The 25437-nt window shown below is 43.4% G+C and carries 27 protein-coding genes and 1 pseudogene; 12 read left to right on the forward strand and 16 right to left on the reverse strand.

Annotated elements, in window-relative coordinates; all coding sequences use genetic code 11:
- Nucleotides 1–62 precede the first annotated feature (62 nt).
- A complete protein-coding gene (locus NG798_RS05805) occupies nt 63–3419 on the reverse strand; it encodes a PAS domain S-box protein (RefSeq protein ID WP_261220999.1) in 3357 nt (1118 codons plus the stop codon).
- 622 nt (nt 3420–4041) lie between these two features.
- Between NG798_RS05805 and NG798_RS05810 the strand changes: the two genes are divergently transcribed.
- Both NG798_RS05810 and speA read left to right on the forward strand, forming a co-directional pair.
- Nucleotides 4042–5247, forward strand: a complete 1206-nt coding sequence (locus NG798_RS05810) for a transposase (protein WP_261221001.1) — start codon at nt 4042–4044, stop codon at nt 5245–5247.
- Between the two features lie 111 nt (nt 5248–5358).
- A complete protein-coding gene (speA, locus tag NG798_RS05815; protein ID WP_261221003.1) occupies nt 5359–7359 on the forward strand; it encodes a biosynthetic arginine decarboxylase in 2001 nt (666 codons plus the stop codon).
- Between the two features lie 139 nt (nt 7360–7498).
- On the opposite strand, the gene NG798_RS05820 is transcribed toward speA, so the two are convergent.
- From NG798_RS05820 to NG798_RS05835, 4 genes are all read right to left on the reverse strand, one after another.
- Nucleotides 7499–8665 (reverse strand): NDP-sugar synthase, encoded by a 1167-nt coding sequence (locus NG798_RS05820; protein WP_261221005.1) that lies wholly within the window; start codon nt 8663–8665, stop codon nt 7499–7501.
- 212 nt (nt 8666–8877) lie between these two features.
- Nucleotides 8878–9789, reverse strand: a complete 912-nt coding sequence (locus tag NG798_RS05825) for a segregation/condensation protein A (protein WP_261221007.1) — start codon at nt 9787–9789, stop codon at nt 8878–8880.
- The gene (locus NG798_RS05830; RefSeq protein WP_261221009.1) at nt 9786–10256 is read right to left on the reverse strand and encodes a LapA family protein; all 471 of its coding nucleotides are present in this window, start codon (nt 10254–10256) and stop codon (nt 9786–9788) included. Before NG798_RS05830 ends, NG798_RS05825 begins: the two co-directional genes overlap by 4 nt.
- A 75-nt stretch (nt 10257–10331) precedes the next feature.
- Nucleotides 10332–11105: a DUF3153 domain-containing protein gene (locus tag NG798_RS05835; protein ID WP_261221011.1), complete on the reverse strand. Its 774-nt coding sequence runs from the start codon at nt 11103–11105 to the stop codon at nt 10332–10334.
- Nucleotides 11106–11598: 493 nt separating this feature from the next.
- Between NG798_RS05835 and NG798_RS05840 the strand changes: the two genes are divergently transcribed.
- Both NG798_RS05840 and NG798_RS05845 read left to right on the forward strand, forming a co-directional pair.
- Complete coding sequence (locus NG798_RS05840) at nt 11599–13602, forward strand: amylo-alpha-1,6-glucosidase (protein ID WP_261221013.1); 2004 nt, start codon at nt 11599–11601, stop codon at nt 13600–13602.
- A gap of 116 nt (nt 13603–13718) precedes the next feature.
- A complete protein-coding gene (locus tag NG798_RS05845) occupies nt 13719–15005 on the forward strand; it encodes an aminopeptidase P N-terminal domain-containing protein (RefSeq protein WP_261221015.1) in 1287 nt (428 codons plus the stop codon).
- A gap of 50 nt (nt 15006–15055) precedes the next feature.
- Here the strand turns inward: NG798_RS05845 and NG798_RS05850 are convergent, their stop codons facing one another.
- The 4 genes from NG798_RS05850 to NG798_RS05865 all read right to left on the reverse strand — a co-directional run bounded on the left by NG798_RS05850 (nt 15056) and on the right by NG798_RS05865 (nt 18504).
- Entirely contained in the window at nt 15056–16063 is a 1008-nt protein-coding gene (locus tag NG798_RS05850; protein WP_261221016.1) for an NAD(P)-dependent alcohol dehydrogenase, read from the reverse strand.
- 75 nt (nt 16064–16138) lie between these two features.
- Nucleotides 16139–17113, reverse strand: a complete 975-nt coding sequence (locus NG798_RS05855) for a cysteine synthase A (protein ID WP_261221017.1) — start codon at nt 17111–17113, stop codon at nt 16139–16141.
- A gap of 87 nt (nt 17114–17200) precedes the next feature.
- A complete protein-coding gene (locus NG798_RS05860; protein WP_261221019.1) occupies nt 17201–17785 on the reverse strand; it encodes a Uma2 family endonuclease in 585 nt (194 codons plus the stop codon).
- Nucleotides 17786–17865: 80 nt separating this feature from the next.
- Entirely contained in the window at nt 17866–18504 is a 639-nt protein-coding gene (locus NG798_RS05865; protein WP_261221021.1) for a peroxiredoxin, read from the reverse strand.
- A 187-nt stretch (nt 18505–18691) separates the two neighbouring features.
- Between NG798_RS05865 and NG798_RS05870 the strand changes: the two genes are divergently transcribed.
- Nucleotides 18692–18970, forward strand: a complete 279-nt coding sequence (locus NG798_RS05870) for a hypothetical protein (protein ID WP_261221022.1) — start codon at nt 18692–18694, stop codon at nt 18968–18970.
- 52 nt (nt 18971–19022) lie between these two features.
- Here NG798_RS05870 and NG798_RS05875 read toward each other — a convergent pair whose 3' ends face one another.
- Nucleotides 19023–19988, reverse strand: a complete 966-nt coding sequence (locus tag NG798_RS05875; protein ID WP_261221024.1) for an alcohol dehydrogenase catalytic domain-containing protein — start codon at nt 19986–19988, stop codon at nt 19023–19025.
- A 51-nt stretch (nt 19989–20039) separates the two neighbouring features.
- Nucleotides 20040–20789 carry a hypothetical protein gene (locus NG798_RS05880; RefSeq protein WP_261221025.1) on the reverse strand — a complete coding sequence of 250 codons (750 nt, stop codon included), beginning with the start codon at nt 20787–20789 and terminating at the stop codon, nt 20040–20042.
- Between the two features lie 224 nt (nt 20790–21013).
- On the opposite strand from NG798_RS05880, the gene NG798_RS05885 reads away from it, so the two are divergent.
- Both NG798_RS05885 and NG798_RS05890 read left to right on the forward strand, forming a co-directional pair.
- Nucleotides 21014–21232 carry a hypothetical protein gene (locus tag NG798_RS05885; RefSeq protein ID WP_261221027.1) on the forward strand — a complete coding sequence of 73 codons (219 nt, stop codon included), beginning with the start codon at nt 21014–21016 and terminating at the stop codon, nt 21230–21232.
- 174 nt (nt 21233–21406) lie between these two features.
- Nucleotides 21407–21628 carry a hypothetical protein gene (locus tag NG798_RS05890; protein WP_261221029.1) on the forward strand — a complete coding sequence of 74 codons (222 nt, stop codon included), beginning with the start codon at nt 21407–21409 and terminating at the stop codon, nt 21626–21628.
- Here the strand turns inward: NG798_RS05890 and NG798_RS05895 are convergent.
- Nucleotides 21623–22057 (reverse strand): hypothetical protein, encoded by a 435-nt coding sequence (locus tag NG798_RS05895; protein ID WP_261221031.1) that lies wholly within the window; start codon nt 22055–22057, stop codon nt 21623–21625. The genes NG798_RS05890 and NG798_RS05895 overlap by 6 nt on opposite strands.
- Before the next feature lie 336 nt (nt 22058–22393).
- Here NG798_RS05895 and NG798_RS28140 point away from each other — a divergent pair, with 336 nt between their 5' ends.
- Entirely contained in the window at nt 22394–22498 is a 105-nt protein-coding gene (locus NG798_RS28140) for a hypothetical protein (RefSeq protein ID WP_375338951.1), read from the forward strand.
- 5 nt (nt 22499–22503) lie between these two features.
- Here the strand turns inward: NG798_RS28140 and NG798_RS05900 are convergent, their stop codons facing one another.
- The 3 genes from NG798_RS05900 to NG798_RS05910 are packed head-to-tail and all read right to left on the reverse strand — an operon-like array spanning nt 22504 to nt 23141.
- Nucleotides 22504–22824, reverse strand: a complete 321-nt coding sequence (locus NG798_RS05900; RefSeq protein ID WP_261221033.1) for a hypothetical protein — start codon at nt 22822–22824, stop codon at nt 22504–22506.
- Nucleotides 22784–22930 (reverse strand): hypothetical protein, encoded by a 147-nt coding sequence (locus NG798_RS05905; protein ID WP_261221034.1) that lies wholly within the window; start codon nt 22928–22930, stop codon nt 22784–22786. The genes NG798_RS05900 and NG798_RS05905 overlap by 41 nt, the downstream gene beginning before the upstream one ends.
- Entirely contained in the window at nt 22923–23141 is a 219-nt protein-coding gene (locus NG798_RS05910; protein WP_261221036.1) for a hypothetical protein, read from the reverse strand. Before NG798_RS05910 ends, NG798_RS05905 begins: the two co-directional genes overlap by 8 nt.
- A 134-nt stretch (nt 23142–23275) precedes the next feature.
- Here NG798_RS05910 and NG798_RS28145 point away from each other — a divergent pair, with 134 nt between their 5' ends.
- The 3 genes from NG798_RS28145 to NG798_RS05920 all read left to right on the forward strand — a co-directional run bounded on the left by NG798_RS28145 (nt 23276) and on the right by NG798_RS05920 (nt 24219).
- Nucleotides 23276–23572 (forward strand): hypothetical protein, encoded by a 297-nt coding sequence (locus tag NG798_RS28145; protein WP_375338952.1) that lies wholly within the window; start codon nt 23276–23278, stop codon nt 23570–23572.
- Nucleotides 23573–23641: 69 nt separating this feature from the next.
- On the forward strand, nt 23642–23911 hold the full coding sequence (locus tag NG798_RS05915; RefSeq protein WP_261221038.1) for a type II toxin-antitoxin system ParD family antitoxin: 270 nt from the start codon (nt 23642–23644) through the stop codon (nt 23909–23911).
- Complete coding sequence (locus tag NG798_RS05920) at nt 23908–24219, forward strand: type II toxin-antitoxin system RelE/ParE family toxin (RefSeq protein WP_261221039.1); 312 nt, start codon at nt 23908–23910, stop codon at nt 24217–24219. The genes NG798_RS05915 and NG798_RS05920 overlap by 4 nt, the downstream gene beginning before the upstream one ends.
- 185 nt (nt 24220–24404) lie before the next feature.
- Here NG798_RS05920 and eno read toward each other — a convergent pair.
- Nucleotides 24405–24572 (reverse strand): annotated as a pseudogene (eno, locus tag NG798_RS05925) (phosphopyruvate hydratase); the annotation flags it as partial.
- A 251-nt stretch (nt 24573–24823) separates the two neighbouring features.
- On the opposite strand from eno, the gene NG798_RS05930 reads away from it, so the two are divergent.
- On the forward strand, nt 24824–25432 hold the full coding sequence (locus tag NG798_RS05930) for a hypothetical protein (protein ID WP_261221040.1): 609 nt from the start codon (nt 24824–24826) through the stop codon (nt 25430–25432).
- Nucleotides 25433–25437 lie beyond the last annotated feature (5 nt).

A 25437-nucleotide genomic window follows, 5' to 3' on the forward strand; every position in this document is an offset into this window, starting at 1 on the left:
CTTTGCGATAATTCATCAGCCATGCAAGTTTTCCTAAAAGGCTCAATTAACAGCCGCCGCCACTATTCCCCAGCAGCCAAATTCAGGGGAAGAGAAATCGTAAAACGAGAACCCTTACCCGCCTCAGAATCAACAGAAATCGAACCACCTTGCAACTCAGCCAACTTGCGAGTAATTACTAAACCCAAACCCGTCCCCTGGTACTTGCGAGACAAAGAAGAATCAATCTGAGAAAACGGAGAAAACAAACGCCGCTGGTTAGCCGGCTCAATACCAATTCCCGTATCCCAAACCATAAAATTAATCAACTCACAATTATTTGCCCCACGAGAGCGATAAATTTTTAAACCCACCGCACCTTCAGGCGTAAACTTAGTAGCATTCACCAACAAATTTAACAGCATTTGTTTAAGCCGGCGCGGATCAGTGACCATAAACTCCAATTCTGGATCTACGTCCAACTCTAAACCCAAACCCTGCGCCATCACACGCTCTTGAATTAAACTTGTCACCCCCTCACAAATATCCTCAATAAACACCACCTGTAAATCCAATTCCAGCCGGTCAGCCTCAATTCGAGACAAATCTAAAATATCATTAATCAAATCCAACAAATGCTGACCACTGCTATGAATACGGTCAATATAAAGCTTTTGCTTAGGATTAAGCAAACCAAAAGACTGCTCCAACAAAACACTAGAAAACCCTAAAATTGCCGTCAAAGGCGTGCGTAACTCATGGGAAGTATTAGCAATAAACTCCTCCTTAAGCCGGTTAATTTCTGCAAGCTGTTGATTTTGATGTTGCAGCAACCCCCAAGAAGCGCGAATTTCCGTCACATCTCGCCCAATCCCAATCACCCGCTGTACCCCACCCGCTGCATCCAAAATTGGCGCGTAAACCGTCTCAAAAGAGCGAACTTCTCCACAAGGCAGAGAAAAATCGTGATTGGCAACAACCTTTTGGGCGGTGCTATAAACCTGAGATAATAACTCCTCAATTGCCGGCGCATCAGGTATCCTTAAATCATTATTCGTTTGCCCAATTATTTCACTAATACTGTAGCCCAACAAAGCCGCACCGGCAGGATTAATGGAAAGATAACGCCCTAGAGAATCATATTCAACAAAAATATCATTAGACTGCTCAATAAATAACCGAAAATACTCCGCACTTTGCCTTGCCGAAAACTCTTGTTGAAATAAACAAGCGCGGCGAATAGCCACAGCACATTGCGCCGCCACCTGCTCAACCCAATGTATCTCCTCTGGCAAAAAAGGCCGGTTCATACCGAAACAAAGACAGATCACCCCCATTAAACCATCGCTATCTAAAATCGGGCAAATCAACTCCGAAATCTTCCCAGAAGATCCAGGCCGGTCAATCAACAAACTTTCACCCTTAGAAAGCCGGTTAATCGCATCCACCGGCCATGAAGATAAAGCATCAATACATGAATTTTCCCTTCCGCACCATTCGTATTTAATTTTAAAAAAATTCGCTTTAATTTCCAACAAAGCCCCATAGCAACTTTCCACACCCAAAGTTTCACTCAAACCCCCCAAAGCCGCCTTTAAAACCCCAGTTTCCTCAAAACAATTTCGCAACCTTTGGGTTAATGACTGCACAAATTCTTCAAATTTCAGCAATCGTTCTAAAGTTTGAGTACGCTGAGAGATATTCTCTTCTAAATGCCGCGTGTGCGCTTGCAACTTACTTAACTGACTTGTTTGTTCAATCGCAATAGAAATTTGAATTGCCACCTCTTGCAAAAGTTGTTGTTCTTCTTCCGTCCACCGGCGCGGAGTCTGACAGTGATGAACCACCAACAAACCCCATAAAGGCTTATAAGCATCACCGCCACCGCGCTCATTCAAAACATCCGAGCTACTATTAGAAACAATCCCCACCACCATCATACTGCGGACGTGCATTTCCTCCAAAAGATGCCGGTGACAATCCGAAATATCCGCCGATTGAATATCATTTCCCACCCACAAACGTCCAAAACGATAAGCATTCAAATAAGGAGGCGGAATACAATTATCAGAAAAACATTGTCCATTGAGCCCAGGATAAAGAGGATTCACATCTTCAGCAACACAACACATCCCTGTTTTTTTTGAAATAAATTCGCCCCCCGAAACTAACTGTAAAACCAAAATTCTATCCGTTTCTAACATCAGCCTCAAACGTTCACCAGTTTTTCTTAAAACCTCATTTAAATCATTTTTTGAGCGGCAAATACTAGCCACCTCACTTAAAAACTTTTCCCTTCTATTTCGCTGCTGAATTTGGGTTTCCGCAACTTCTCGCTCACTCAAATCTGTAATAAAACTCAGCAGATAACTGTCCTCAGCCTCATCACCAATCAAAGACAAACACACTTCAGCCGCGAAAAAAGAACCATCACGGCGCAGGTAACGTTTACGAAACTTAATTTGTTTAGCACCACCATTGCACATTTGTTGAATCAGGCGCAATTCAGCCGCAAAGTCTTCTGGATGACAAATATAGCGCCGATCTAAATGCCGCAATTGAGTTTCTGTATAACCAAGCCAACGACAAAAAGCCGGGTTGGCATTCAATATTCCTCCATCCAAACTTTCATAAATAATGCCAATAGGAGCCTCGCCAAATACATTTTGTAGATACTCTAGCGGCAAGCTATTAAGCATAGGTAATAACATTAAATTAGACGGCTGCACAGTGGATTTTTCCGGCTCACTACCGGCTCGGATTTTTGATAAGTGGAGGCTGGCGGTATTGTTAGTGCTGACATTCATTTCGGGGCGAGGATCTAACTCATCTGATAGGGCAACATCACCGTCAGCCATAGAAGCAATTTTAACTAATTGTAAGCATAACCGCCGCAACATACTGTCATTATTACTCAGTTCACAAGCTTGGAGATGCGAACAATGCGGTAAAGCAGTCCTCACCGCTTCTGTGTGCAGAAGTTCTGCAATTAGTTGGGGTTGAGAGACAAAAACCACCCGCCACAGAGAAGCCGTAGCAGACGGAAGCATAGGAAGTCCTGACTCAGACAAGGATGTATCGTTAACCGGCTCTAAGTGAACCCAGACATTTAAGTTAGAACTCAACACCAGCAAACTTGCTTCTACATCGGGAAACAAAATAATCTCAGAGTTTGGTGTGAGTAAATTTCGGGCTTCTGAGTGAGAATACGCCGCTGTTAACTTGGTGTCTCCAGAGGCGATCATTGAAGCCGGTGCAGCACTAAAATTGCCAGTTTTGACAACAGTTTCCGGTTGACAGCAACATTGATTATCTGGTTCGTACAACAGGGCCATTTCCTGCCAAACCACCTTGATTGTTTCACAGAGTTTTTTATTTTTTCCCAAAACCAACAGCCCTCGCAGCCGAGAATGATGACAGGTTATGGTTGTTTGGAGCATTTGTACGGTCTGCACTACATGGGGCCAAGTCAAATGAAGAACAATGTGTCCAGGGAGAGATAAATAGGTCATTTTCGGAAAGGGTTTTTTTACTAAGTTGGTCAATGCCCAGAAATTAAAGTAATATCTGCGGAGCGGACTTTATCTAAAAATAGAATTGCCAAAAAAATCGTTTTTTTATCAAATTTAAAAATTTGTTACCTAGTATCATAAAACGCTTATTTCCGGTATAGGGGACGGCAGCCAGATCAAGACATCGCCTTCGTCTTGGGGAAAGCCTGCATTTTTGATACCGGCTCGTCTGCCAAATCGCCCACCAGGGAACAAACAGAAATCGAGCCATAGCAGCAAAGGTTTTTCTTATATCATTGTGCCTTGCTTGGTAGGGGATAAAGCAGGGAAAGCTCAAGAATTTGTATTGTGAGCTACTTTGTTGACCGGCCATAGTGAGCATTATTGGGCGGCAGAGCTTGTTTTGTGGGCCGCCACAACCGGCACGCATTTACCAAGAAAATGGGTCTAAAGCCCCGTCACTTCGACAAGCTCAGTACAAGCCTTTTAGGACGGCTTTAATTTCCCCAGAACTGTGATAGAGTGTTTTATATCCAGTTCCAAGACGTAAATGTTAGTATTTGAAGCCAAGCTAGAAGGAAAGAGCGAGCAGTACCAGAGGCTAGACGAAGCCATTCGTACTGCTCGCTTTATTCGTAATAGCTGCATCAGGTACTGGATAGATACGAAGGGTGTGAATCGATACGACTTGAGTGCCTACTGTGCGGTGCTTGCCAAAGAATTCCCTTGGGCTGCCAAGCTCAACTCAATGGCAAGGCAAGCTTCCGCAGAGAAAGCTTGGTCATCAATTGCTCGTTTCTACGACAACTGCAAAAAGGCAAAACCGGGTTTGAAAGGATTTCCACGTTTCAAAAAGCATGAAACCCGCGGTTCTGTTGAATACAAAACCTGTGGCTGGAAGCTTTCAGAAGATCGCAGAAGCATAAACTTTAGCGACGGTTTCAAAGCAGGAAGTTTTAAGTTGTGCGGAACTCGCGACTTGCATTTTTATCAATTAAATCAAATCAAGCGGGTGCGCGTAGTTCGTCGAGCCGATGGCTATTATGTGCAATTCTGTATTGATGCTCAACGGAATGAAAAGCGAGAGCCTACGGGACGAACCATTGGTTTAGACGTAGGATTGACCCATTTCTACACAGACTCGGATGGTAATACCGTCGAGAACCCGCGTCATTTAAGAAAGTCTGAGCGGTCACTCAAAAAGCTTAATCGCAGACTTTCCAGAACCCAGAAAGGTTCTAAGAACAGAGAAGCGGCGCGGAATCGATTAAGCAGAAAACACCTCAAGGTAAGTAGGCGGCGTAAAGACTTTGCTGTGAAATTAGCAAGGTGCGTAGTCCAGTCCAACGACTTGGTAGCCTACGAAGACTTGTCGGTGCGTAACATGGTTAAAAACAGAAAGCTGTCTAAGTCCATATCAGATGCAGCTTGGACAGCTTTTAGGAATTGGATTGAATATTTTGGCAAAGTGTTTGGAGTAGCTACTGTTGCCGTCGCACCGCACTACACTAGCCAAAATTGTTCTAATTGCGAAAAGGTTGTGAAGAAATCGCTAAGTCAAAGAACACATATTTGTCCGCATTGTGGATTTGTTTTAGACCGCGATTGGAATGCTGCGCGAAATATATTAGAACTGGGATTGCGTACCGTGGGGCACACGGGAACCTATAACGCCTCTGGAGACATCGACAAGAGTTTGAGTGAGGAAACTCCTTCAAGTAAGTCGGGTCGCAGAAAGAGGAAGCCCAAACAGTGATGTTTGGAATCACCGTGGCTTTAGCCCGGTGAGGATGTCAAAACCCGCAAACTCGATAAGATAAACTGTCAGAAGCTCGAATGCTGCTCAAACTGGGAGATAACAAAGAGGATGGGTTTGGAGTCCGACACTTCTGAGAATACGCACGCCTTACCGGCCAAATCAGCCAATTTAGTCCAACGTGCTGCACTAAAAAAGGCTGACGCTATCACCAGGGTAGAAAAACCCTGGACAATCGAACAGAGTGAGGAACTCTACCGCATTAAAGGCTGGGGAGAACCTTATTACTCGATCAATGCTTTAGGTCACGTTACAGTTTCTCCCAAAGGAGATCGCGGTGGTTCGTTGGATTTATACGAACTAATTGAAGCATTGCGCCGGCGTAATTTGGGTTTACCTTTGGTGATTCGTTTTTCTGATATTTTAGAAGACCGCATCGAACGCTTAAATGCTTGTTTTGCGCGGGCTATTGCTCGCTATAACTACGGTGGAGTCTACCGGGGAGTATTTCCAGTCAAATGCAACCAACACCGCCATCTGGTCGAAGATTTGGTGAGGTTTGGTGCGCCGCATCAATTTGGTTTAGAGGCCGGTTCTAAACCAGAATTGATGATTGCTTTAGCCGCTCTCACAACTCCGGGCGCACTTTTAATTTGCAATGGCTATAAAGATCGGGAATATGTGGAAACGGCTATTTTAGCAAGCCGTTTAGGCAAAACTTCAATTATTGTCATTGAGCAAGTTGAAGAAGTACAAATGGTCATTGATGCCTCTCGGAAATTAGGCATTGAGCCGGTGGTGGGAGTCCGCGCTAAACTTAGTACAAAAGGCAGTGGTCGTTGGGGTTGTTCCACCGGCGACCGGGCAAAATTTGGCTTAACAATTCCGGAAATGATGGCTGCGGTTGAAAAACTTTCTGAAGCCGGTTTACTGAATTGTTTACAGCTTTTGCATTTTCATATTGGCTCGCAAATTTCCTCGATTAGTGTTATCAAAGATGCCATCCGCGAAGCTAGTCAAATTTATGTGGAACTGCTGAAGTTAGGCGCCAATATGAAATATCTGGATGTCGGCGGTGGTTTAGCGGTTGATTATGATGGCTCAAAGAGCAAATACCATGCTTCTAAAAATTACAATATGCAAAACTACGCGAATGATATTGTCGCGGAAGTTAAAGAAGCTTGTGAGGAACGCTCGATGCCGGTGCCTACTTTAATTAGTGAAAGTGGCCGCGCCATTGCTTCTCATCAGTCGGTTTTGGTGTTTGATGTTTTGGGGGTTAGTGATGTTAGCACCGGCACACCGCCAGAAGTGACTGAGAAAGAGCATTTAATTCTACGCAACCTCTATGAAACGTATCAATCAATTGCGCTTTTAAATTATCAAGAAGCGTATCACGATGCAATTCAGTTTAAGGAAGAAGCGATTAGTTTGTTTAATTTTGGCTATCTAAGTTTGCCAGAACGAGCGAAAGCGGAAAGGCTTTATTGGGCTTGTTGTGCGAAGATTCGGGAAATTTTGCGGCTCCAAAATTATGTGCCGGATGAGTTAGAAGATTTAGAGCGTACAATGGCATCAATTTATTATGTCAATTTGTCGGTTTTTCAGTCGGCTCCTGATAGTTGGGCGATTGATCAATTGTTCCCTATTATGCCGGTTCACCGGTTGGATGAGGAACCCACCGAACGGGCAACACTGGCAGATTTAACCTGCGATAGTGATGGCAAAATTGACCAATTTATTGATTTACAAGCCACGAAGCCGGTGTTAGAAGTTCACCCTCTTAAACCAGATAAGCCTTATTATTTGGCAATGTTTCTGGGAGGCGCTTATCAGGAGATTATGGGTAATTTACATAATCTTTTTGGCGATACTAATGCGGTGCATATTAAGCTGACTCCAACGGGTTATCAAATTGAGCACGTTGTCAAGGGTGATACGATGACTCAAGTGATGAATTATGTGGAATATGACCCTGAAGATTTAATTGAAAGTATGCGCCAACAAACTGAGCAGGCTTTGCAAGATAAACGCATTACCATTGAAGAATCGCAGTTATTATTGCAAAATTATGAGCGCGGTTTGACGGGTTATACTTATCTGTCGAGTTGAAGTGGTTGTCCCCCCCTGCTTTGAGTGGTGCTGGGGGGGGTGTTTTTAACCGCAGATGTTAGGCGTAGCCGCGCGTAGCGCTACGCAGATGAACGCGGATGAATGGGGATAGGGGGTTTATTGGGTGGGAGGGGGTTTTTTAAATTTCTTCTACACCGAGTAATTCTGCAATTGCTTGGTGTTCTACTGCTGGCTCGTTGGGTAGGGTTTTGCGGGTATCGGTAATCAGCCAATCGAGGGCGGCGGCTTCTAAGTCTATTCGTTCGCCGGTTTTGTCGATACAGTAACGTCCGAATACTAATTTATCGACTAACCGCGCTCCTTGTCCTAAGCGGGAGTATTCAAATATCACGCTGTTTTCGACAGTTGCACCTCGACAAACGCAGCAATTTGGGCCGATGGCGGTGGGGCCAATAATTTTAGCGCCGTCTTCTATGCGAGTCATTCCGCCAATGTAAACCGGCCCTTGAATGTCTACTTTATCCCAATTAACTGCCACATTCAGGCCGGTGTAGACGCCGGGTTTTACTTCTTGGCCCGGTATTCTCACATTTTTAACTTCTCCCAACATCACACCGCGTATAGCTCGCCAGTAGTCGGGGACTTTTCCAATATCTACCCATTGAAAATCCATTGCAATGCCGTAAAACGGAGCGCCAATCTCAACCAAGTGAGGGAACAATTGACCCCCGATATCAAATTCTTTCCCAGACGGAATATATTTCAGCACTTCTGGCTCAAAAATATAAATGCCGGTATTGATATCGGTGCTGAGGGCTTCTTCAACAGGCGGTTTTTCTTGGAAGGCAATAATGCGGTTATTTTCGTCTGTTACCACCACACCATAACTAGAAACTTCCTCACGCGGAACCGATTTCATAATCACAGTGGCGATGGAACCTTTTTCTCTATGCCACTTGACGGCCTGGGTTAAGTCTAAATCAATAAGAGCGTCACCGCACAAGACCACAAAAGTATCATCGAAAAACGGGTAAAAGTCTTGAATGCGGCGCATCCCACCGGCAGATCCCAGCGCCTCGCCCATCAATTCGCCTTCAACGATGCGACCTTCAAAAGAATAAGCAATTTGGACACCAAAACGCTGTCCGTCCCGAAAATAGTCTTCAATTTCTTTTGCCAAGTGGCTGACGTTGACCATAATTTCGTCAAAACCATGTTGGCGCAGCAATTCTACCAAAAATTCCATCACTGGTTTTTGCAGGATGGGGATCATGGGTTTGGGGATAGTGTAGGTAATGGGACGAATACGAGTTCCCTTACCGGCTGCGAGAATCATGGCTTTCATAAATGTTTTTCTCTTAACATAGAGCGCGAATCAATTATAAGTTTTTGCTTGGCAAGTGTTGAGTCACTCGATCCAACGGCCTGCAATGCCAGACATTGTAGTGACTTAACTGGCTGGTGACTGAGTGTAACATTTCCTCGCACTGATTTTAGATTTTCGATTTTAGTCTTTACAGCAGTTGGCGGTTTTTTAGCGAGGAATTTCTGCGCCCTTTATGTAGCATTATTTAAGTTAATGTTATTCTCGGTTGATGCTGATGGGGGTGTATTTTCGTTGATTGCTCGGATTTTTAAGTCTTGGTAAAATTCTTCTTGTAAAAGTTCTACTTTAGACTGCGAACACAGTAGCAGCAATCCCCAAAAAACAGCCACCCGCTCGCTCTGGGGTTCGGGGGGGTGGTCGAGTTCAGGCGGCGCTGAAGGTTCCCAAAATGAAAGCAACTCATCTAAATTGATCCACTCTTGGTTTTGAGAAATTTCTGGCCAACGCTGGGCTAAAAATTTTTCTAAGGCGGCGGCCACTTCGTTAAGGTTTTCGTGGTGGGCTAAACCGGCAATGGCGCGGGCTGTTTGGGCGCTGCTTTTGGGCCGGTGTTTTTTTGTCCTAGGCCGGCGGGGGCGTTCTTGAATTTCTGTCGCCATCACCTGCAATTGTTCAATCAGTTCTTGCAGGGTAACGCGGCGTTTTTGCGGTGGTTGAGCAACAGCACGCCGGCGGATACAGCGATCAAGTTGCACACTATTCCGCACAGAAATTAGGCCGTCTCCTTCCAAAATCGGCGCTTCTTCTTCAAGCAGTTGCTCTTCTTCGCTTTCTTCTTGCAAGCGAGCCAGCGTATCTGCTTTGAGCAAAACCAGCATTGAGGCGTACAAAAACGCTTGACCCGACTGGGAGAGGGCGGCTTCTCGCTCAAGCAAACTCGCCGCATTCCCAGGCGAGACACCGGCAACGGGAACAGCGGCGAGGGTGCTTAAAAATCGGTCAATCACATCTATAACTTGCACATCCCAAGGGTCAATTTCTCCCTGTTCCGCCATTTCCATCAGCATAGCAATACCCAGTTCTGGGGCTGAGGCTCCTTGACTGTGTAAGTTTGCGGCTTGTTGGGAAAGTGAACCGGTCATTGGTTTCTTGTGAAAAAATGTTTGAATTTAACAACACGATTCTCAACAGCCGCCTCCTCTTGATCTACCAGAACTGCTGTTTGCTCTGCGAGAGGTTCTGGGGCTACGGGCAAGCGAAGCTGTTGTGTTTGAAGTTCTGCTTTATAGCGTTCGATATCTTCTTCTAAAGCTTCGATGCGGTTTTGTTGTTTGCGGATGCGGAGATTTTTGGGCCCAAGGGTGAGGAGGCGTTCTAATTGGCTCCACATTCCATATAACCATGCTAAACCGGCTCCCAATCCCATCGCTATGATCAGTTCAACGGCGAGAGGGGCTTGAAATTCTATGTTTTCATAAATTTGAACGGTGGCCGGTTGGGTGTTTTGAACGCCAAAAAAAACGAAGGCTAAACAAAATACAAACAGAAGGGAGAAGTTAAGCGTCCGCATTGCAAAAGTCTCCGGTTGTGGGGGGAGTGATATTGCCATTTTACGGGATACCGGCCCCTAAAAAACATCGAGTTTGAGCAGGACACAAAGGGTGTCCTAAGCATACTTACTCTCTCAAACCGCTGCTTGACGTTTGCCGATCCCAAGGGCCGGTAATAGCCGATATTTTAAAAAGCTGCCAAGGGCAACCAATAAAATAATCACCAATGCACCTATACCAATGGGACTCGGCACCCAAAACACTGTTTCTAAGTGATTAACTTCGCCTGATTTAAGCTTCCAAGTAAGCTGACTGTTTTGTTTTTCTGTAACAAGAGTTTCAAGGCCGGTTTCGACGTTGGTAGCTCCCCAAGGTGTGTTTAAACTGAAATCTAAATCTAAAATAGACCCCGGACTCAATAAAACATTGCCGTTGGCAGCAATCACACTCAGAGAGCGCAAATCTAAATCATAAACAAGCTGGTTTCTAATTGCTAAAATCCAATTACTCTGAGTCACACTCAGATGAGATTTAATATCTGGGAGATCCGGAACAGGACGGGCTTTTTTCTTTTCTAGGGGATTAAAAAAATCGTTAAATTTTTCTTCGAGTTCAGCCCCATTATTAAAAGGAATCGTCACCAAAATCTCTCCTTCTTGGAGTTGTTTGGTGCGGCCACCCAATTGACTAGCTCTTTGTTTAATACTATCTAGCCATTCTTGGACGGTTGTACCGCTAAAATTGGTGAACTGTTGTCCTAACTGAATGTGCTGGACAATTTCCCCGTGAGTCTGGCTTTCAAAGTTGATGGCTACATCATAGTCAACACAGCCAGAAAGCAAACAAGAAGCTAAGATAATTGTCCAGAAAATCCGCAATTTGCTAAAAATTTTATGGAGATGTTTCATACAACAAATACCAGAGATAATATGCCTTAAAGATGGACAAGTTACTTAAATTTTACCCCGACAAAAACCTCTTAATTCCTCCTTTTGCTCTGGGTTGATTTGTGGTTTTTTGTGTAAATTAAACCCTCAACTGCCTATAAGAAGCCGGCCTTTACCAATTCTGGGTTTATGGCCCAACTTTTGTTAAAAACTCACAGAGGAATGGAAAATTTTCCCTGATTGTACAGGCACCTGGGCCGGTGTGCGGGGTTGCTTTATTCATCTTAGGCCGTGTGGTGTTGTTGTTGCTAGTCACGACAATGGCAACCGCAGCTATCATGTCAAAAAAATCTAACCATCACACCCGACTTTGTAGCTTCCTCGAACCTATTAGACTGAAAACCTACAAACCGGCGCTCCTCAAAGTGTCGGTTTTTTAGTTCCTGGGGTAAGGTGGAATCTTAGAACACTAGAGAGAAAACAGCACAAGCCCAGAGCGAGATTAGAAAAAAAGATGGATACTTTAGATACGCGAGAATGGTTGCTCACAAATGGTTTAGGCAGCTTTGCCAGTGGAACTGTATGCGATGCGAGGACGCGGACTTATCATGGTTGGTTAATTGCTGCTCTTGAGCCTCCTTGCCAGCGTACTTTGTTGCTTTCTCATTTGGAGGCAACTTTGGAAGTGGGCGGTCAGGTTTGGCAGTTGGGGACAAATTTTTGGCAGGGTGGAACAGTTGCACCGGCAGGTTTTCAATTGTTGCGCTCGTTTGAAAGAGAACCGGCCCCGACTTGGACTTGGGGTGAGGGCGACTGGCAGCTTAGGCGACGTTTGTTGATGCCGCATCGGGGTTTAGAAAAAGTTTCTCACAATATTTTGATTGAATATGAATATCGCGGTATTTCACCGGCAATTTTGAAACTTCGTCCTTTGATTGCCGATAGAGATTTTCATTATCAGCAAAGCTCGGCGGAGCAGTTACATTTTTCCCGCAGCATCGGTGAGCAAGAAGTTGTTTTTCAAGGATTTAGGAATGGTCAAGCCTTGACGGCGTGGCGGTTGCGTTGGAGTTCTGGGGAGTATGATGGTGAGAGTTTCTGGTATTGGAATTATTATTATCCCGAAGAAAACAAGCGAGGTTTAAATGATATTGAAGATTTATATAATCCGGGGTGTTTGACTGTGGTTTTGCAACCGCGTGGTTGTGTGGTTTTAGAGGCATCTGTAGGGGAAGAAATTGGAAATTATCAGCTTGATAAAAATTCGTTTGAAAAAGCTCTTTTATGGGAAAATCAGCGATTAACTGAGGTATTTGGAAAGGTACTTGTTAAGGGTAATAATAATGAGAAAAAGCTTAAAAATCGGTTGTTAAAAGCAAGTGATCAGTTTATTGTTTATCGGGCTTCAATTGATGGGCCTACGGTGATTGCGGGGTATCCTTGGTTTAATGATTGGGGACGGGATACGTTAATTGCGTTACCGGGTTTAGCTTTGGCTACGGGGCGTTTTGAGCTTGCGAAGGGCTTGCTGAGAACGTTTGGAAAATATTGTAAGCATGGCTTAATTCCGAATGCGTTTCCTGATGCGGGGAGTCAGCCTTTTTATAACAGTGTTGATGCGGCTTTGTGGTGGGTAGAAATTTTGGGGCTTTATCTGGAGGCGACGCAGGATTGGCAATTTTTGAGGGAGCAATATGGGGTGGTAAGGCAAATTTATAAAGGCTTTAGTGCGGGGAGTTTGTATAATATTGGCGTGGATGCGTCGGATGGGTTGGTGATGTGGGATGCTCTTGGGGCGGCGGTGACGTGGATGGATGTGGTGCTTGATGGGGTGCCGGTGACTCCGCGCCGGGGCAAGCCGGTGGAGATTAATGCTTTGTGGTATTCGCTTTTGTGTTGGGGGGCTGTTTGGGCGGGCCGGTTGGCGGCGGAGGGTGGTGAGTTCGGGGTTAAGTATCAAAATCAAGCGGTTAGATATGCACATCACGCCGAAATTGTCAAGGCTTCTTTACAAAAATTTTGGAATGCTAAGAAAGGTTATTTATATGATGTGATAGACCCGGAGGGTGTAAGGGATGGGAGAATACGCCCGAATGCGGTTTTGGCCTTGTCGTTGTCTCATTGTGCGTTTTCGCAGGCACAGGGGCGCCAGGTGATGGAGGTGGCGCGGGAGAGGTTGTTGACACCGTATGGGTTGCGGAGTTTAGATTGGGAGGATGGGGGGTACAAGGGGCGCTATGAGGGGGGCCGGTATGGTCGAGATCGGGCGTATCATCAGGGGACGGTTTGGAGTTGGTTGATTGGCGCGTTTGTGCGGGGTTGGGTGCGGTTTTACCCGGAGGTAGAGGTGCCGGTGGATTGGGGTGCAATGTTGCAGCATTTTTGTGAGGAGGGTTGTATAGATAGCGTTTCGGAGATTTTTGATGGGGATGCGCCGCATTTTCCCCAAGGTACTTTTGCTCAAGCTTGGTCGGTTGCTGAGTTGTTGCGACATTGGCCGGGGATGGAGTTGGATTAATCAATGTTGATGGGGGGGTGTTAATAAGCCGGTTTTTATGCAGCTATACTCTTAAAGTTTTAGAGTCTGGAATTAACCGTTTAGAATAGTGGAGAAGTTCAGAATTATAAACAACAATGCAAGCAGAACACCGGCAAAGACGCGAAAAGTTAATGGCAAAAATTGGCAATGGAACAGCGATTTTTCGCAGTGCGCCTATGGCAGTTATGCACAATGATGTTGAGTATGCTTTTCGTCAAGATAGCGATTTTTTCTATTTAACCGGCTTTAATGAACCCTCAGCAGTGGCAGTTTTGGCACCGCATCACGATGAGCATAAATTTGTTTTATTTGTGCAACCAAAAGAACCTGAAAAAGAAGTTTGGACAGGATATCGGGCGGGAGTTGAAGGTGCAAAAGAACTTTACGGCGCTGATGAAGCTTTTCCGATGAGTGAGTTAGATGAAAAGTTGCCGAAGTATTTAGAAAAAGCCGACCGTATTTATTATCATTTGGGGCGAGATAAGGCGTTTAATGATACGGTTTTGAAACATTGGCAGCAGTTAATGCGAACTTATCCTAAACGCGGAATTGGGCCTACTGCAATTGAGGACACCGGCCCCATTTTACACGCGATGCGTTTAATTAAAAGTGAGGCAGAATTAGAGTTAATGCGGAAAGCGGCGGCTATTTCTGTAGAGGCGCATTTGTTGGCGCAGGAAATGGCAAAACCGGGTGTTTTTGAGTATGAAATTCAAGCAGAAATGGAGCGACTTTTTCGCTTACGGGGTGGAAATGGGCCGGCTTATCCGTCAATTGTGGCTTCGGGGCCAAATGCTTGTATTTTGCACTATATTGAAAATAATCGGCAATTACAAGAAAATGATTTATTGCTGATTGATGCCGGTGGTGCTTACGGTTATTACAATGGCGATATCACCCGAACTTTTCCGGTGAGTGGCAATTTTACGCCTGAGCAAAAGGTGATTTATGATCTTGTCTTGACGGCACAATTAAAGGCAATTGAACAAGTGCAACCAGGGAATGAGTGGAGTAAAATTCACGAAACTGCGGTGCGAGTTTTGGTGGAAGGTTTAATGGATTTAAAAATTTTGGTAGGGGATATTGAGGAGATTATTAAGGAGGAGAAATATAAGCCTTATTATATGCACCGCACCGGCCATTGGTTAGGTTTAGATGTGCATGATGTGGGGGTTTATCAGTTTGGGGAACAGTCGCAAATTTTGCAAGCTGGGCAAGTTTTAACTGTGGAACCAGGGCTTTATTTTGGCGGAAATATTAAGCCGGTGGAGGGTCAACCAGAACTTGATGAACGCTGGCGCGGAATTGGAATTCGTATCGAAGATGATGTTTTGGTAACGAATTCTGGGCATGAAATTTTAACTGCCGGTGTTCCTAAATAGGGGATATGTTGTTGCTTTGCCCACCATTTTAAGCCGGTGGGCAGAGCTTTTTAATTTGCTGTTAAAACGGCGCGATAGCGAACTTTATTAGCGCGCACTTTTTGCAAAGCTTCGTTAGCTTGCTGCATGGAAAATGTTTCAACAATTGGTTTTACACCATATTTTTCCGCTACGTTTAACATATCCATCATTATTGCCCGTCCGCCAATAATTGACCCCATGATCCGGCGACGTTTCATTATTAATGGAAACAGCGGAACATTAAGCGGTTGACTGGGAACGCCTACCATTGTTAAAGTACCGTCAGAGTCGAGATATTCAACATAAGCCGGCCAATCTAAATCGGCGGGAACGGTACTAATTAAGATTTGAAATTTGCGATCTGGTGGTGGTGGAGAACTGCCGGCCGGCACTACAATTGCATCAGCGGCGCCGAGTTGGGTAGCAAATTCTGCTTTGTCTTGAGAGGTAGTAAAAGCGGTGACACGGTTGCCTAATTTACTGGCAAATTGTACGGCTAAATGTCCTAATCCGCCAACACCAATTACGCCTATTTCTTGACCAGAACTCATGCCGGCAGAACGCAAGGCGGAATAAACGGTAATACCGGCACATAAAAGCGGGCCGGCGTGTTGAGTTTCAATGCCCGCCGGGATAGGAAAAGCAAAGCGAGAATCAACTTTTAAATAATCAGCAAAGCCGCCGTATCCTGCTACAATTAAGCCTTGATTTTCATCACAAAGGTTTTCATTTCCTCGCAAACAATCACGGCATTGTAAACACGAGGATGCTTGCCAACCAACGCCGACACGATCACCTTTTTTTAAGTGTTGAATTTGCTCGCCCAATTCGACAATTTCGCCGACAACTTCGTGTCCGACAACAGCGGGATAGCGAGACATTCCCCAATCATCATCAATGATATGCAGGTCAGAGTGACAAACACCGCAGGCTAATACTTTGATGATACATTCGTAGCCGGTGGAAGATTCCACATCAAAGCTGTAAGGTTTTAATTCTGCGCCTTTTTCAAGGACTGCAAAAGCGTTAATTTTCATTATTTTTTTTCCTATCTATGTAGGGGAAGTTCTGCCCACCATTATAAGCCGGTGGGCAAAGCATCGCCCTACAGATTAGGCTGGTAAGAGTCCTTTTGAGGCAAGCCATTCTTTATTATAAAGTCGGGATTGATAGCGCGCCCCGCCATCACATAATACAGTAACAATTGTATGTCCGGGGCCCATTTGTTTTGCCAAAGCCACAGCAGCCGCGACATTAATTCCGACGGAACCTCCCATAAATAAGCCATCTTTTTCTAATAGTTGATAAATCGCTTTTACGGCTTCTTTATCATCAACTTGGATGGCATCATCAAAAGGCACATTTTCCATATTAGCGGTAATGCGGCTGTTGCCAATTCCTTCGGTTATTGAGCTTCCTTCTGTTTGAATTTCGCCGGTTTTAACGTAGCTATATAAACCGCTTCCCATTGGATCTGCCACAACTACTTTGATGTTGGGATTTTTTTCTTTTAAATACAAGGCAACGCCTGCATAGGTTCCACCGGTGCCGGTTGCTGTTACCCAAGCATCAATTTTTCCCTCGGTTTGTTCCCAAATTTCCGGGCCGGTGGTTTCATAATGGGCGATGCGGTTGGCAAGGTTATCAAATTGATTTGCCCAGATGGCATTTTCCATTTCTGAGGCTAATCTTCCTGATAATTTTACATAGTTATTCGGGTCTTTATAGGGGACTGCCGGCACAGTTCGGACTTCCGCCCCCAGCGTTCTTAAAGCATCAATTTTTTCTTGAGATTGTGTGTCTGGAATAACAATCAAACATTTATAACCTTTGGCATTACAAATGTGCGCTAAACCGATGCCGGTGTTGCCGGCGGTGCCTTCTACTACTGTTCCACCTGGTTTGAGTAAACCTTTTTCTTCGGCATCTTTGATGATATATAATGCAGCGCGATCTTTAACTGATCCACCGGGGTTAAGAAATTCTGCTTTGCCTAAAATTTCACAGCCGGTTTCTTCACTAAAGCTATTTAATCGTATCAAAGGCGTATTGCCAACACTTCCGATGAATCCGTTTTTGATGTCCATTGGTTGCGTTTCCCCGTTTTATTTAACGTTGTTTCTGCGTCATAGAAATTTTGCTGTTGGGTTGCGCTAAGCTTCACCCATCCTACCTTACCAAATTTTCCTCATATTTAATACAAATCCTGGCAACACCGGCTCACCACTTACGCTTTCAGGGTTTTCTAATATTTCTTCTTCTTGATTAGGCCGGTAAATATAAACTCGGCGATTTTGAGGATCTATTAACCATCCTAATTGAAATCCAGGCTCGCTTTGATATTCGAGCATTTTTTCTTTTAAGGGTTTTAAATTATCCGAGGGTGAGCGCAATTCTACAACAAAATCAGGACAAATAGGAGCAAATTTTTTCCTCTGTTCTGCTGATAAAGCATTCCAACGTTCTAATTTTATCCAAGAAGCATCAGGAGAGCGTTCTGCACCTGTGGAAAGTGTAAAACCGGCACTCGAAGAAAAAGCAATGCCGGTTTCATCTTCATCAGCCCAGTTCATTAATTGTTGAATAATTCTCGCATCTTTATGTCCTGTTTCTGAGCCGGTTGGCGACATAATTATTAATTCTCCTTTTTTGTTTCTTTCAATTTGTAATTCTGAGTTTATTTGGCAGAATTCAAAAAATTGATCAGATGTCATTTGCAATTCTGGAGGCATCCTTAAAACAATCGGAGATGAAAGCATAAAATTTACCTCAATTCTTTGAAAAATTATAACAAAAAAAGCTGGGCATAACCCAGCCTTGTTTTACACTCTAGGAGCTTTTATTTGTTAGGTTGAGGTGTTAAGCGCAGATAAGGTTTAACGGCGTTGTATCCTTTGGGGAATTTTTCTTGCAATTCTTGCGGATCTTGAATGGAAGGAACAATCACACAATCTTGTCCATCTTGCCAATTTGCCGGCGTTGCAACGCTGTATTTATCTGTTAGTTGTAACGAGTCAATTACCCGCAGCAATTCATCAAAATTACGACCTGTACTGGCAGGATAAGTGAAGGTTAGACGGAGTTTTTTGCTGGGGTCAATTATGAAAACAGAACGAATTGTTAGATTATCTAAGGAGTTGGGGTGGATCATGTCGTAAAGATCAGAAACTTTACGATCTGGATCTGCCAAAATCGGATAATTTAAGCTGACATTTTGGGTTTCTTCGATGTCTTTAATCCAACCCTGGTGAGATTCTACATCATCCACGCTGAGCGCAAGTGGTTTGACGTTGCGTTTCTCAAATTCCGATTTGAGGCGAGCTACAGCGCCGAGTTCGGTGGTGCAAACCGGCGTATAGTCTTTCGGATGGGAAAATAATACAACCCAGCTATCACCAGCCCAGTCATAAAAGTTGATTTCGCCCTTAGAGGAGGCTTGCGTAAAGTTGGGGACGGTATCACCTAAGCGGAGTGCCATAACTGTTTTCCTGTGCTTCTCAATTGCAGAAAAAAATATTCTCTCAAGGCATCATGCCATAAAACCCCGGTTCTCCGATAGATTTTTGGCGGTTTGTTACAAAAAATTACAACCTCTTGGCCAATGTAATACTATAATCAATGTTTACCTTGTCCACATATCTTTATTTGTTTTTAAGATAAAGCCTGTGTTTCAACTGCTATATCCTTTAATCCACGCTATTGAGCCGTTTTTGGTGCCCATCTGTTTCGTTTCGGCTTGGGCGATGGTGTTGCTGGTGGGGTTGAGTCTCTGGAGTGCTATCAGAGATGGAATGGCTCGCGCTAAGCAAATGCACCAGATCCCTTGCTCGAATTGTGTATTTTTTACCAATGATCACCGGCTCAAATGCCCTGTCCGTCCGACGGAGGCCGGTACCGAAGAGGCGATTGCTTGTTTAGATTACCGGCCCCCGACTCGATTTTAATTAAAATTAAATCACCAAATTGAGTAGCCGGTTAATTAACTCAGAACATCAATCAGATTTTGTGTTCTCCCATTTCCAATAACACCTTTAAAACCCCCCGTTTTCCCGCACATTCAAAAGCCGAAATCGCTTCCTCGAAAGGGTAACGATGCTGAATTAAACTCTTGACATCTATAGTTTTTTGTGCTAATAAATCAATGGCTTTTTTGAACGGGCCGCAACGAGAACCAATCAAGGTAATTTCATCCACAACTATCCCAGAAATATCTAAATTCAAATTAGCGGCGTAGGTACTTTTTAACACCAAAATTCCACGCGGACGTAAGGCACTGCGGGCAATTGAAAAGCCTTCTGGGTTGCCGGTGCATTCCACAGCAATATCAAAACTACGCTCTTTTAAAACATCTTTAAAACCTACTTTTATGCCGCGCTGTTCTAAATTTGCCAGCTTATCCGAATGGCGACCTATTACTAATAAATCACAGCCGGTTAATGCTAAAGTTTGAGCTACCAACTGCCCCAATTTTCCATCCCCTACAACTAAAACTTTTTCATTTGGGGTAATTTTAACTTGTTCTTGAATTTCCAGCGCCGCCGCCACCGGCTCAGTAAAAGTTGCCTCATCCAGACTAACATTTTCTGGAACCAAATATAAATTTTTAACCGGCAAAGTTAAATATTCAGCAAAGGCACCATGACGATTAACAATTCCTAAAACTGTGCGATTTTCGCAGTGTGTTGGTTGTCCGCTTTTACAAAACCGGCATTCCCCACAAGCAGCATTTATTTCACCAACAACAGCGCGGTTAATGAGATTTTCTGGGCCTTTTTCTACCCTTCCCACAAATTCATGTCCTAAAATGCCGGTGTAGGGGTAATATCCTCTCAGAAGTTCCAAATCAGTATTACAAATTCCTGCTTGCAATACCTTAATTAAGGCTTCACCTTCTGGCGGTTGAGGGATGGGGAGATTATCTTTAAGCGACAGTTGCTTATTTTCTAACCATACTGCTTTCATAGGAAGTTAAAACCTCAATTACAAGCTTAAAAAAGACAAAATAAACCAGAGTTAAACTAAGGCAAGTTGCGATGCAGTCTTGATGCTACTATATTTTTCCAAAAAGTTGACAGCATCCACAAGCGATGGAAAAAGCCGGTTTTTTATATCTCGCGGTGTCATGGCAGAAATGCCATCTTTATCTACAGTTTCGCTGATTTTACCAATCGAGCGAACTTTTAAGCCAGACGCAGTTTTTTCTGTACAATAAACGGCATATTCTGCCAGTTGATAGTTTGGCGTTTTTTCTAACCAAAAACCTTTAGGACATTCAGCAATATCAATACACACCGGCTCACAATCCCATTCTACTGCCGGTACTGCCACCGCCGCAAACGTAAACACTGCCGCCAACGCCACTGATAATTTATCAATTTCGGCTAATAAAACTTTGCCAATTGCCTCAATTTTGCGCCGTACCATCTCGATATGCTTGCATGGGGGTTTAATTTCGCTTTGCTGGGAGACAAACGCCGTACAGGTGCAAGAATCGAGTTTAACGCGATGTTGTTTGCCGGTGTCTAAATTTGTGCAGATAGCGCAGTCGGTGTAAAACTTGAGGTGATAGCCTTTAAACTTGCGCCGTGCGATAAAGGTACTCCACCGGCGCCCGGTTGCTTTTGAGACGTATAATGCCCAGGGGCACTTGTTGCGAAGCATCATCCGCACTTCTACAACCTTACTGGCGATGTCTTCGAGGACGCAAGAGACAGCATTAATTAGATTTTCTGTCGATTCAGTATTGAGAATGCACTCTAACATTGCTATAATCTCCTTTAGGTATTTTGTGCCGGGGTTTAAACCCGGTCTTTTTTTCGGTAAGTATTTATTTCCCGAAACTTTATTTGTTGAATCTATCCTAGAGATTAACACCGCAATGTCTAGTTAACCAGTCTTTTAAGTCAAATGTAACATATCTTTACATCGGCCTTACTTAAGGTTGTAAAATGTAGACTAGACCGAGAATTAAATTTTGTGGAGTTGTAATGGCAAATAATAATCCGAGAACAGAACAGTTAAAAGCGTATCAGTTTCAGAAGCAGGGGGACGAACCGCTATCAGATAAACCCATAGCAATACGTCTTCCTAAATCTGCCGATCAGCGTATTCGAGAAATTCCAGCCTCTAAGCGTTCAGTGCTGTTGAGAGAATGGATTTTGATGGGTTTAATGCAAATGGAAGAACAGGAATTAACGGGATCATAATTGAACAAAAACCCAATTTTGCCAATTTATAGAGTGTTATTTTGAAGCCGGTTATTATAAAAAAATAAAAGAATAAAATCTCATTATTGATGCCTTCACCGAGCAGAAACACCAGATTTTGCTATTGTGGGAGGGGTTGGATAAAATGATATCTAAGGTGGAAATGCGCCATTTTTGGGCACTGTTGGGGGGATCGGTGCAAGCGGTGCGGTTGGTGGTAATAAGAATGCTTGTTCGGGGTTTGATGTGTTTCGCAACTGGGAGTTTAACCCGGAACAGGTGATGGACTATATTCGCCGTTGGTTGGCGCCGATGGGGGATGCAGCGACGGGGGAGAGTTTAGAGGCGGCGTTAGCACAGTCGGAAAATTCCCGTCTCAAGGAGTTTAAACTATAAATAGGTAACTCGATTTTGGGCATCAATTTGTATATGTTTTAACCTTTGCAGTTCAGATAGTATTCTTTCTTGTTCAGCCTCAGAAATTCCTCCTTGAGATTGAAACATGGTACCAATTGAATTTTTAAGGGTTTTTCTTGTCCTTGGCTTTAACTTTATGATCCTTTCAAAAACATATTGAACTACTTCTGAGTCATTTTGAGGTTTCGATAAGTCTTTGGGGTAACTTTCAATTTGGCTTTGAGGATTTTGAGTTTCCTCTTCTTTTCTAGCTAGCTGTATCAGCAGTTGCGCCAAACGCAACTTGTCTCTGTATCCAAGCTGTTCGCACAAGGCAGCTATCTCATCATAGCTAATAACAACTTTTGTTTGAAACTTATCGTTAAGGGATAACTGTTGCTGTTGAGAAAAAAATTCAGGATTTGACATAACACAACCTTGACTTTTTTTCGATCTTACCACTACCCCAAAGATTAAATCAAACCTTCCAACTCTTCTGCATCGACGGCAGTAAATTCGATAACCCCGATAACCCCGCCACCGATATCTAAGAAGCAACTGGTCAAAAAACGGGACAACCACAGGGGGATTGCCCCTACCCAAATCCACAGAAGGCACACCTCGCACCCTCACTGAACTCAAAATCTAGTCTTCACTCCTAGACCGGCAAAAACACCCCATCCTCATTTTCTACGAACATACAAACCCCCAAGGTTTTAGCCCAACTTTTCAAGGGTTCTCTCACTCGCTTCGACGTACCATGTTATCACCGGCACACCCCATCCCACCATTCCCACTTTCTCCCCCCAAGATCCGCACCTGATTCAAACTATTATTAATTGGATAAAACGCACTATTTTAGAAGCTTAATAATCTCAAATATCCCTAAATTTAGGACACACTTCAAACGCTAACTGTGCCCTATAAAAACAAACATCAAACTCAGCAAAAAAGTTAGTCCGTCCTAAAAGAATTGGAATATTATCTACCCTAGTCCAAGCAAAAGCTAACTGAACTGGCTCAAACTCCCCTACTGTTGCCCAAACTAATAACCCTTTTGCTTCAGCAATTGCTAAATTACCCGCTAAATTAACAGAAAATCTTTGCTCTTCCCAAATTGCCCCTAATTGCACTCCAATATTATAGGGTAAAACATTAACACGCTTCTCCTGTATCCAGTAAACCCATAACCTCAACTGAACGATTTTGATAAGTTAGCGTTAAAGGCAAATACGGAACATCGGCTAAAACGCCAAACTCATCTCGTTTAGGTTGAAAAGGATATCGCCTACTATTAAACATTTTGAGTTTGCTTCTGCTCTATTTCTAGTAGCTGCATCAATTGTTCCGCTGCACCATTAGACGTATGCACAGCACCAATAATTTCTGCCGGTTCATTCCCTAATGTGATTCCTTCTTCTTTCGCCAATTCAGCCGTTAAAAATTGCATCATTTGAAACTTCTCAGCACGGGATAACTGCCGCAGTTGCGCTAATAATTCAGGATTTGACATAAAATAACCTTGAATTCATTTTTCCATTTTACCACTACCGCACAGATTCCACCAAACCTTGCAACTCTTCTGCATCGATGGCAGCAAATTCGATAACTGCGATAACCCCGCCACCGATATCTAAGAAGTAACTGATCAAAAAACACCACTGTCACAAATCCACAGAAGGCATAAATAACACCCTCATAGAACTCAAAATCTACTCTTCACTACTGCTAGACTTGGAAAAACACTCCATACTCATTTTCTCCGAAAAACCGAAACCCCAAAATTTTAACCAAAATTTTCCAGGGTTCTCTCACACGAACGACGCTACAATTTGCATCATCACCGGCACACCCCATCCCACCATTCCCACTTTCTCATCCCAAGACTCCTACCTCATCCAAACTATTATTAATTGCCTACAACGCACTATTTTAGAACCTTGATGCTATAACTAAGCTAGAATATCTACAAAGCCTAATCCTAACTCAAAATGACTAAAATTGAGGTTAAAAATGAATATATCGTTAAGTTCAGAAATTGAGAAGTTTATTGAAAGTCAGGTAGAAAGCGGTAAGTATCCTTCTGCTGAAGAAGTCATCGCGGCAGGTATCAGGCTATTAGAAGAACGAGAACGCATTTACAAAGGGAGGTTTGAGGAATTGAAAAAGGAAATTATGGTTGGCGTTGAAGCCTCAGAACGAGGTGAGGTTGTTGATGGGGAAATGGTTTTCTCCGAACTGCAACAGAAACTACAACAACGCCGAAATCAATCTGGTTTATGACTAATATTTGTCGTTTTACGTCTCCCGCCAGCCGAGATATTGAAACCATTATCGATTTGATTGCTGACAATAATGGTTTTGATGCGGCAGAGCGCTTCCTGAAAAAAGTTAATCAAAAGTGTAAGAATTTAGCAACTTTTCCAAATATGGGGCGTAGGCGTGATGAACTTCTTGAGGAGTTGCGGAGTTTTCCAGTTGATGATTACCTGATTTTTTATCGCCCAATTGAAGGGGGTATTGAGATTTTAAGGGTAATCAGTGGCTATCGGAATTTGTCAGAACTTTTTGAAGAACCTTTTGAGGAGTGATAAATTTGTTCAAGGCTAATTAATACAACTCATAATGCCTATTCTTCTATCATTTGTCTCAGAAGCTCTTTCCGCTTCTATTAACCGACTTTATTATTAACACCACCGGCCCCAAAAACCCAAACAAAAAAGTAAAAGGTAAAAGGTAATAAATATCCTCATTACCCCTTACCAATTACAACAAATTACTTAGAAAACTTCGGGCCCATACCGGCAGCCGCAGCATAAACAGCTTGAGCGCCTAACTCATCCTCAATCCGCAACAAACGGTTATATTTAGCCACCCGTTCACTACGACAAAGCGAGCCAGTTTTAATTTGACCGGCACGAGTAGCCACAGCCAAATCAGCAAGCTAAAGTTTTCCTCTATTCTTGTTTAAATGTGCCGGCTTTAACCAGCCACCGGCCTGAATAAGAAGAATTTATTAGCATAGAAGCAGTCTATAGAAACTATCAAAATTTTTTTATTCTTTCCTTAAAATTAATTGCTAAATGTCTTATTTCACTATAAAATACTAAAAATTAGTTAATTTCCCTCCAAATGTGGATAGCTTTTGGAAACAAATTAACTCTTCTAAAAGTTATTCTACAGGGGACATCTATTATGCCCAAACGTAACAATATATTAGTGATCGGCGCGGTTTTATTCGGTTTAGCCTATTATGGGGCTTCTAATAACCGTCAAATTTATTTACCACGACAGCCGCAAGTGCAGTATCTTGTGCCGGTTGGTACGGCGCCGCCGATGCCAGTTGCGCCGATGGCTACATCTTCTGGATGGATGAATTTTCAATCACCTCAAGGCCGGTTTTCCGTTTTACTTCCACAGCTTCCAATTCAAAAAACCCCTCAAAATAATAATTCCCGATTAAGCCATAGTTACACTGTTTCTACCCATTATGAAAGTTATAGTGTCACATATCAAGACTTGCCCGAAAGATTCATACCGGATATGAATGAGAAACGCTCAATGATAAATGATATGGGCAATTCTATGAAAGGCGCTCCAGGCTACTATAGTGTAGGTGCAAAACGAAATTTTGCGTTAGGAGGTCATCCTGGCATTGAGATTAACTTAGAATCTCCCGATTCTGATATTTCCAGAGGTAAAATTTGGCATCTTATGGTAGAAAGACGAGTGTACACCTTATCAGTAATTACTCCATACCCCGAAAATGCGGAAGCTTTTTTAAGGTCTTTCCGTTTCTATTAACCGGC

Source organism: Ancylothrix sp. D3o, assembly GCF_025370775.1.
Lineage (GTDB): Bacteria > Cyanobacteriota > Cyanobacteriia > Cyanobacteriales > Oscillatoriaceae > Ancylothrix.

Bases quoted from the DNA above. Each gene is read 5' to 3' on its own strand.
- NG798_RS05805 (WP_261220999.1), bottom strand. From the start codon at position 3,419: ATGCTCCAAACAACCATAACCTGTCATCATTCTCGGCTGCGAGGGCTG.
- NG798_RS05810 (WP_261221001.1), top strand. From the start codon at position 4,042: ATGTTAGTATTTGAAGCCAAGCTAGAAGGAAAGAGCGAGCAGTACCAG.
- speA (WP_261221003.1), top strand. From the start codon at position 5,359: ATGGGTTTGGAGTCCGACACTTCTGAGAATACGCACGCCTTACCGGCC.
- NG798_RS05820 (WP_261221005.1), bottom strand. From the start codon at position 8,665: ATGAAAGCCATGATTCTCGCAGCCGGTAAGGGAACTCGTATTCGTCCC.
- NG798_RS05825 (WP_261221007.1), bottom strand. From the start codon at position 9,789: ATGACCGGTTCACTTTCCCAACAAGCCGCAAACTTACACAGTCAAGGA.
- NG798_RS05830 (WP_261221009.1), bottom strand. From the start codon at position 10,256: ATGGCAATATCACTCCCCCCACAACCGGAGACTTTTGCAATGCGGACG.
- NG798_RS05835 (WP_261221011.1), bottom strand. From the start codon at position 11,105: ATGAAACATCTCCATAAAATTTTTAGCAAATTGCGGATTTTCTGGACA.
- NG798_RS05840 (WP_261221013.1), top strand. From the start codon at position 11,599: ATGGATACTTTAGATACGCGAGAATGGTTGCTCACAAATGGTTTAGGC.
- NG798_RS05845 (WP_261221015.1), top strand. From the start codon at position 13,719: ATGCAAGCAGAACACCGGCAAAGACGCGAAAAGTTAATGGCAAAAATT.
- NG798_RS05850 (WP_261221016.1), bottom strand. From the start codon at position 16,063: ATGAAAATTAACGCTTTTGCAGTCCTTGAAAAAGGCGCAGAATTAAAA.
- NG798_RS05855 (WP_261221017.1), bottom strand. From the start codon at position 17,113: ATGGACATCAAAAACGGATTCATCGGAAGTGTTGGCAATACGCCTTTG.
- NG798_RS05860 (WP_261221019.1), bottom strand. From the start codon at position 17,785: ATGCTTTCATCTCCGATTGTTTTAAGGATGCCTCCAGAATTGCAAATG.
- NG798_RS05865 (WP_261221021.1), bottom strand. From the start codon at position 18,504: ATGGCACTCCGCTTAGGTGATACCGTCCCCAACTTTACGCAAGCCTCC.
- NG798_RS05875 (WP_261221024.1), bottom strand. From the start codon at position 19,988: ATGAAAGCAGTATGGTTAGAAAATAAGCAACTGTCGCTTAAAGATAAT.
- NG798_RS05880 (WP_261221025.1), bottom strand. From the start codon at position 20,789: ATGTTAGAGTGCATTCTCAATACTGAATCGACAGAAAATCTAATTAAT.
- NG798_RS05885 (WP_261221027.1), top strand. From the start codon at position 21,014: ATGGCAAATAATAATCCGAGAACAGAACAGTTAAAAGCGTATCAGTTT.
- NG798_RS05895 (WP_261221031.1), bottom strand. From the start codon at position 22,057: ATGTCAAATCCTGAATTTTTTTCTCAACAGCAACAGTTATCCCTTAAC.
- NG798_RS05905 (WP_261221034.1), bottom strand. From the start codon at position 22,930: ATGTTTAATAGTAGGCGATATCCTTTTCAACCTAAACGAGATGAGTTT.
- NG798_RS05910 (WP_261221036.1), bottom strand. From the start codon at position 23,141: ATGTCAAATCCTGAATTATTAGCGCAACTGCGGCAGTTATCCCGTGCT.
- NG798_RS05915 (WP_261221038.1), top strand. From the start codon at position 23,642: ATGAATATATCGTTAAGTTCAGAAATTGAGAAGTTTATTGAAAGTCAG.
- NG798_RS05920 (WP_261221039.1), top strand. From the start codon at position 23,908: ATGACTAATATTTGTCGTTTTACGTCTCCCGCCAGCCGAGATATTGAA.
- NG798_RS05930 (WP_261221040.1), top strand. From the start codon at position 24,824: ATGCCCAAACGTAACAATATATTAGTGATCGGCGCGGTTTTATTCGGT.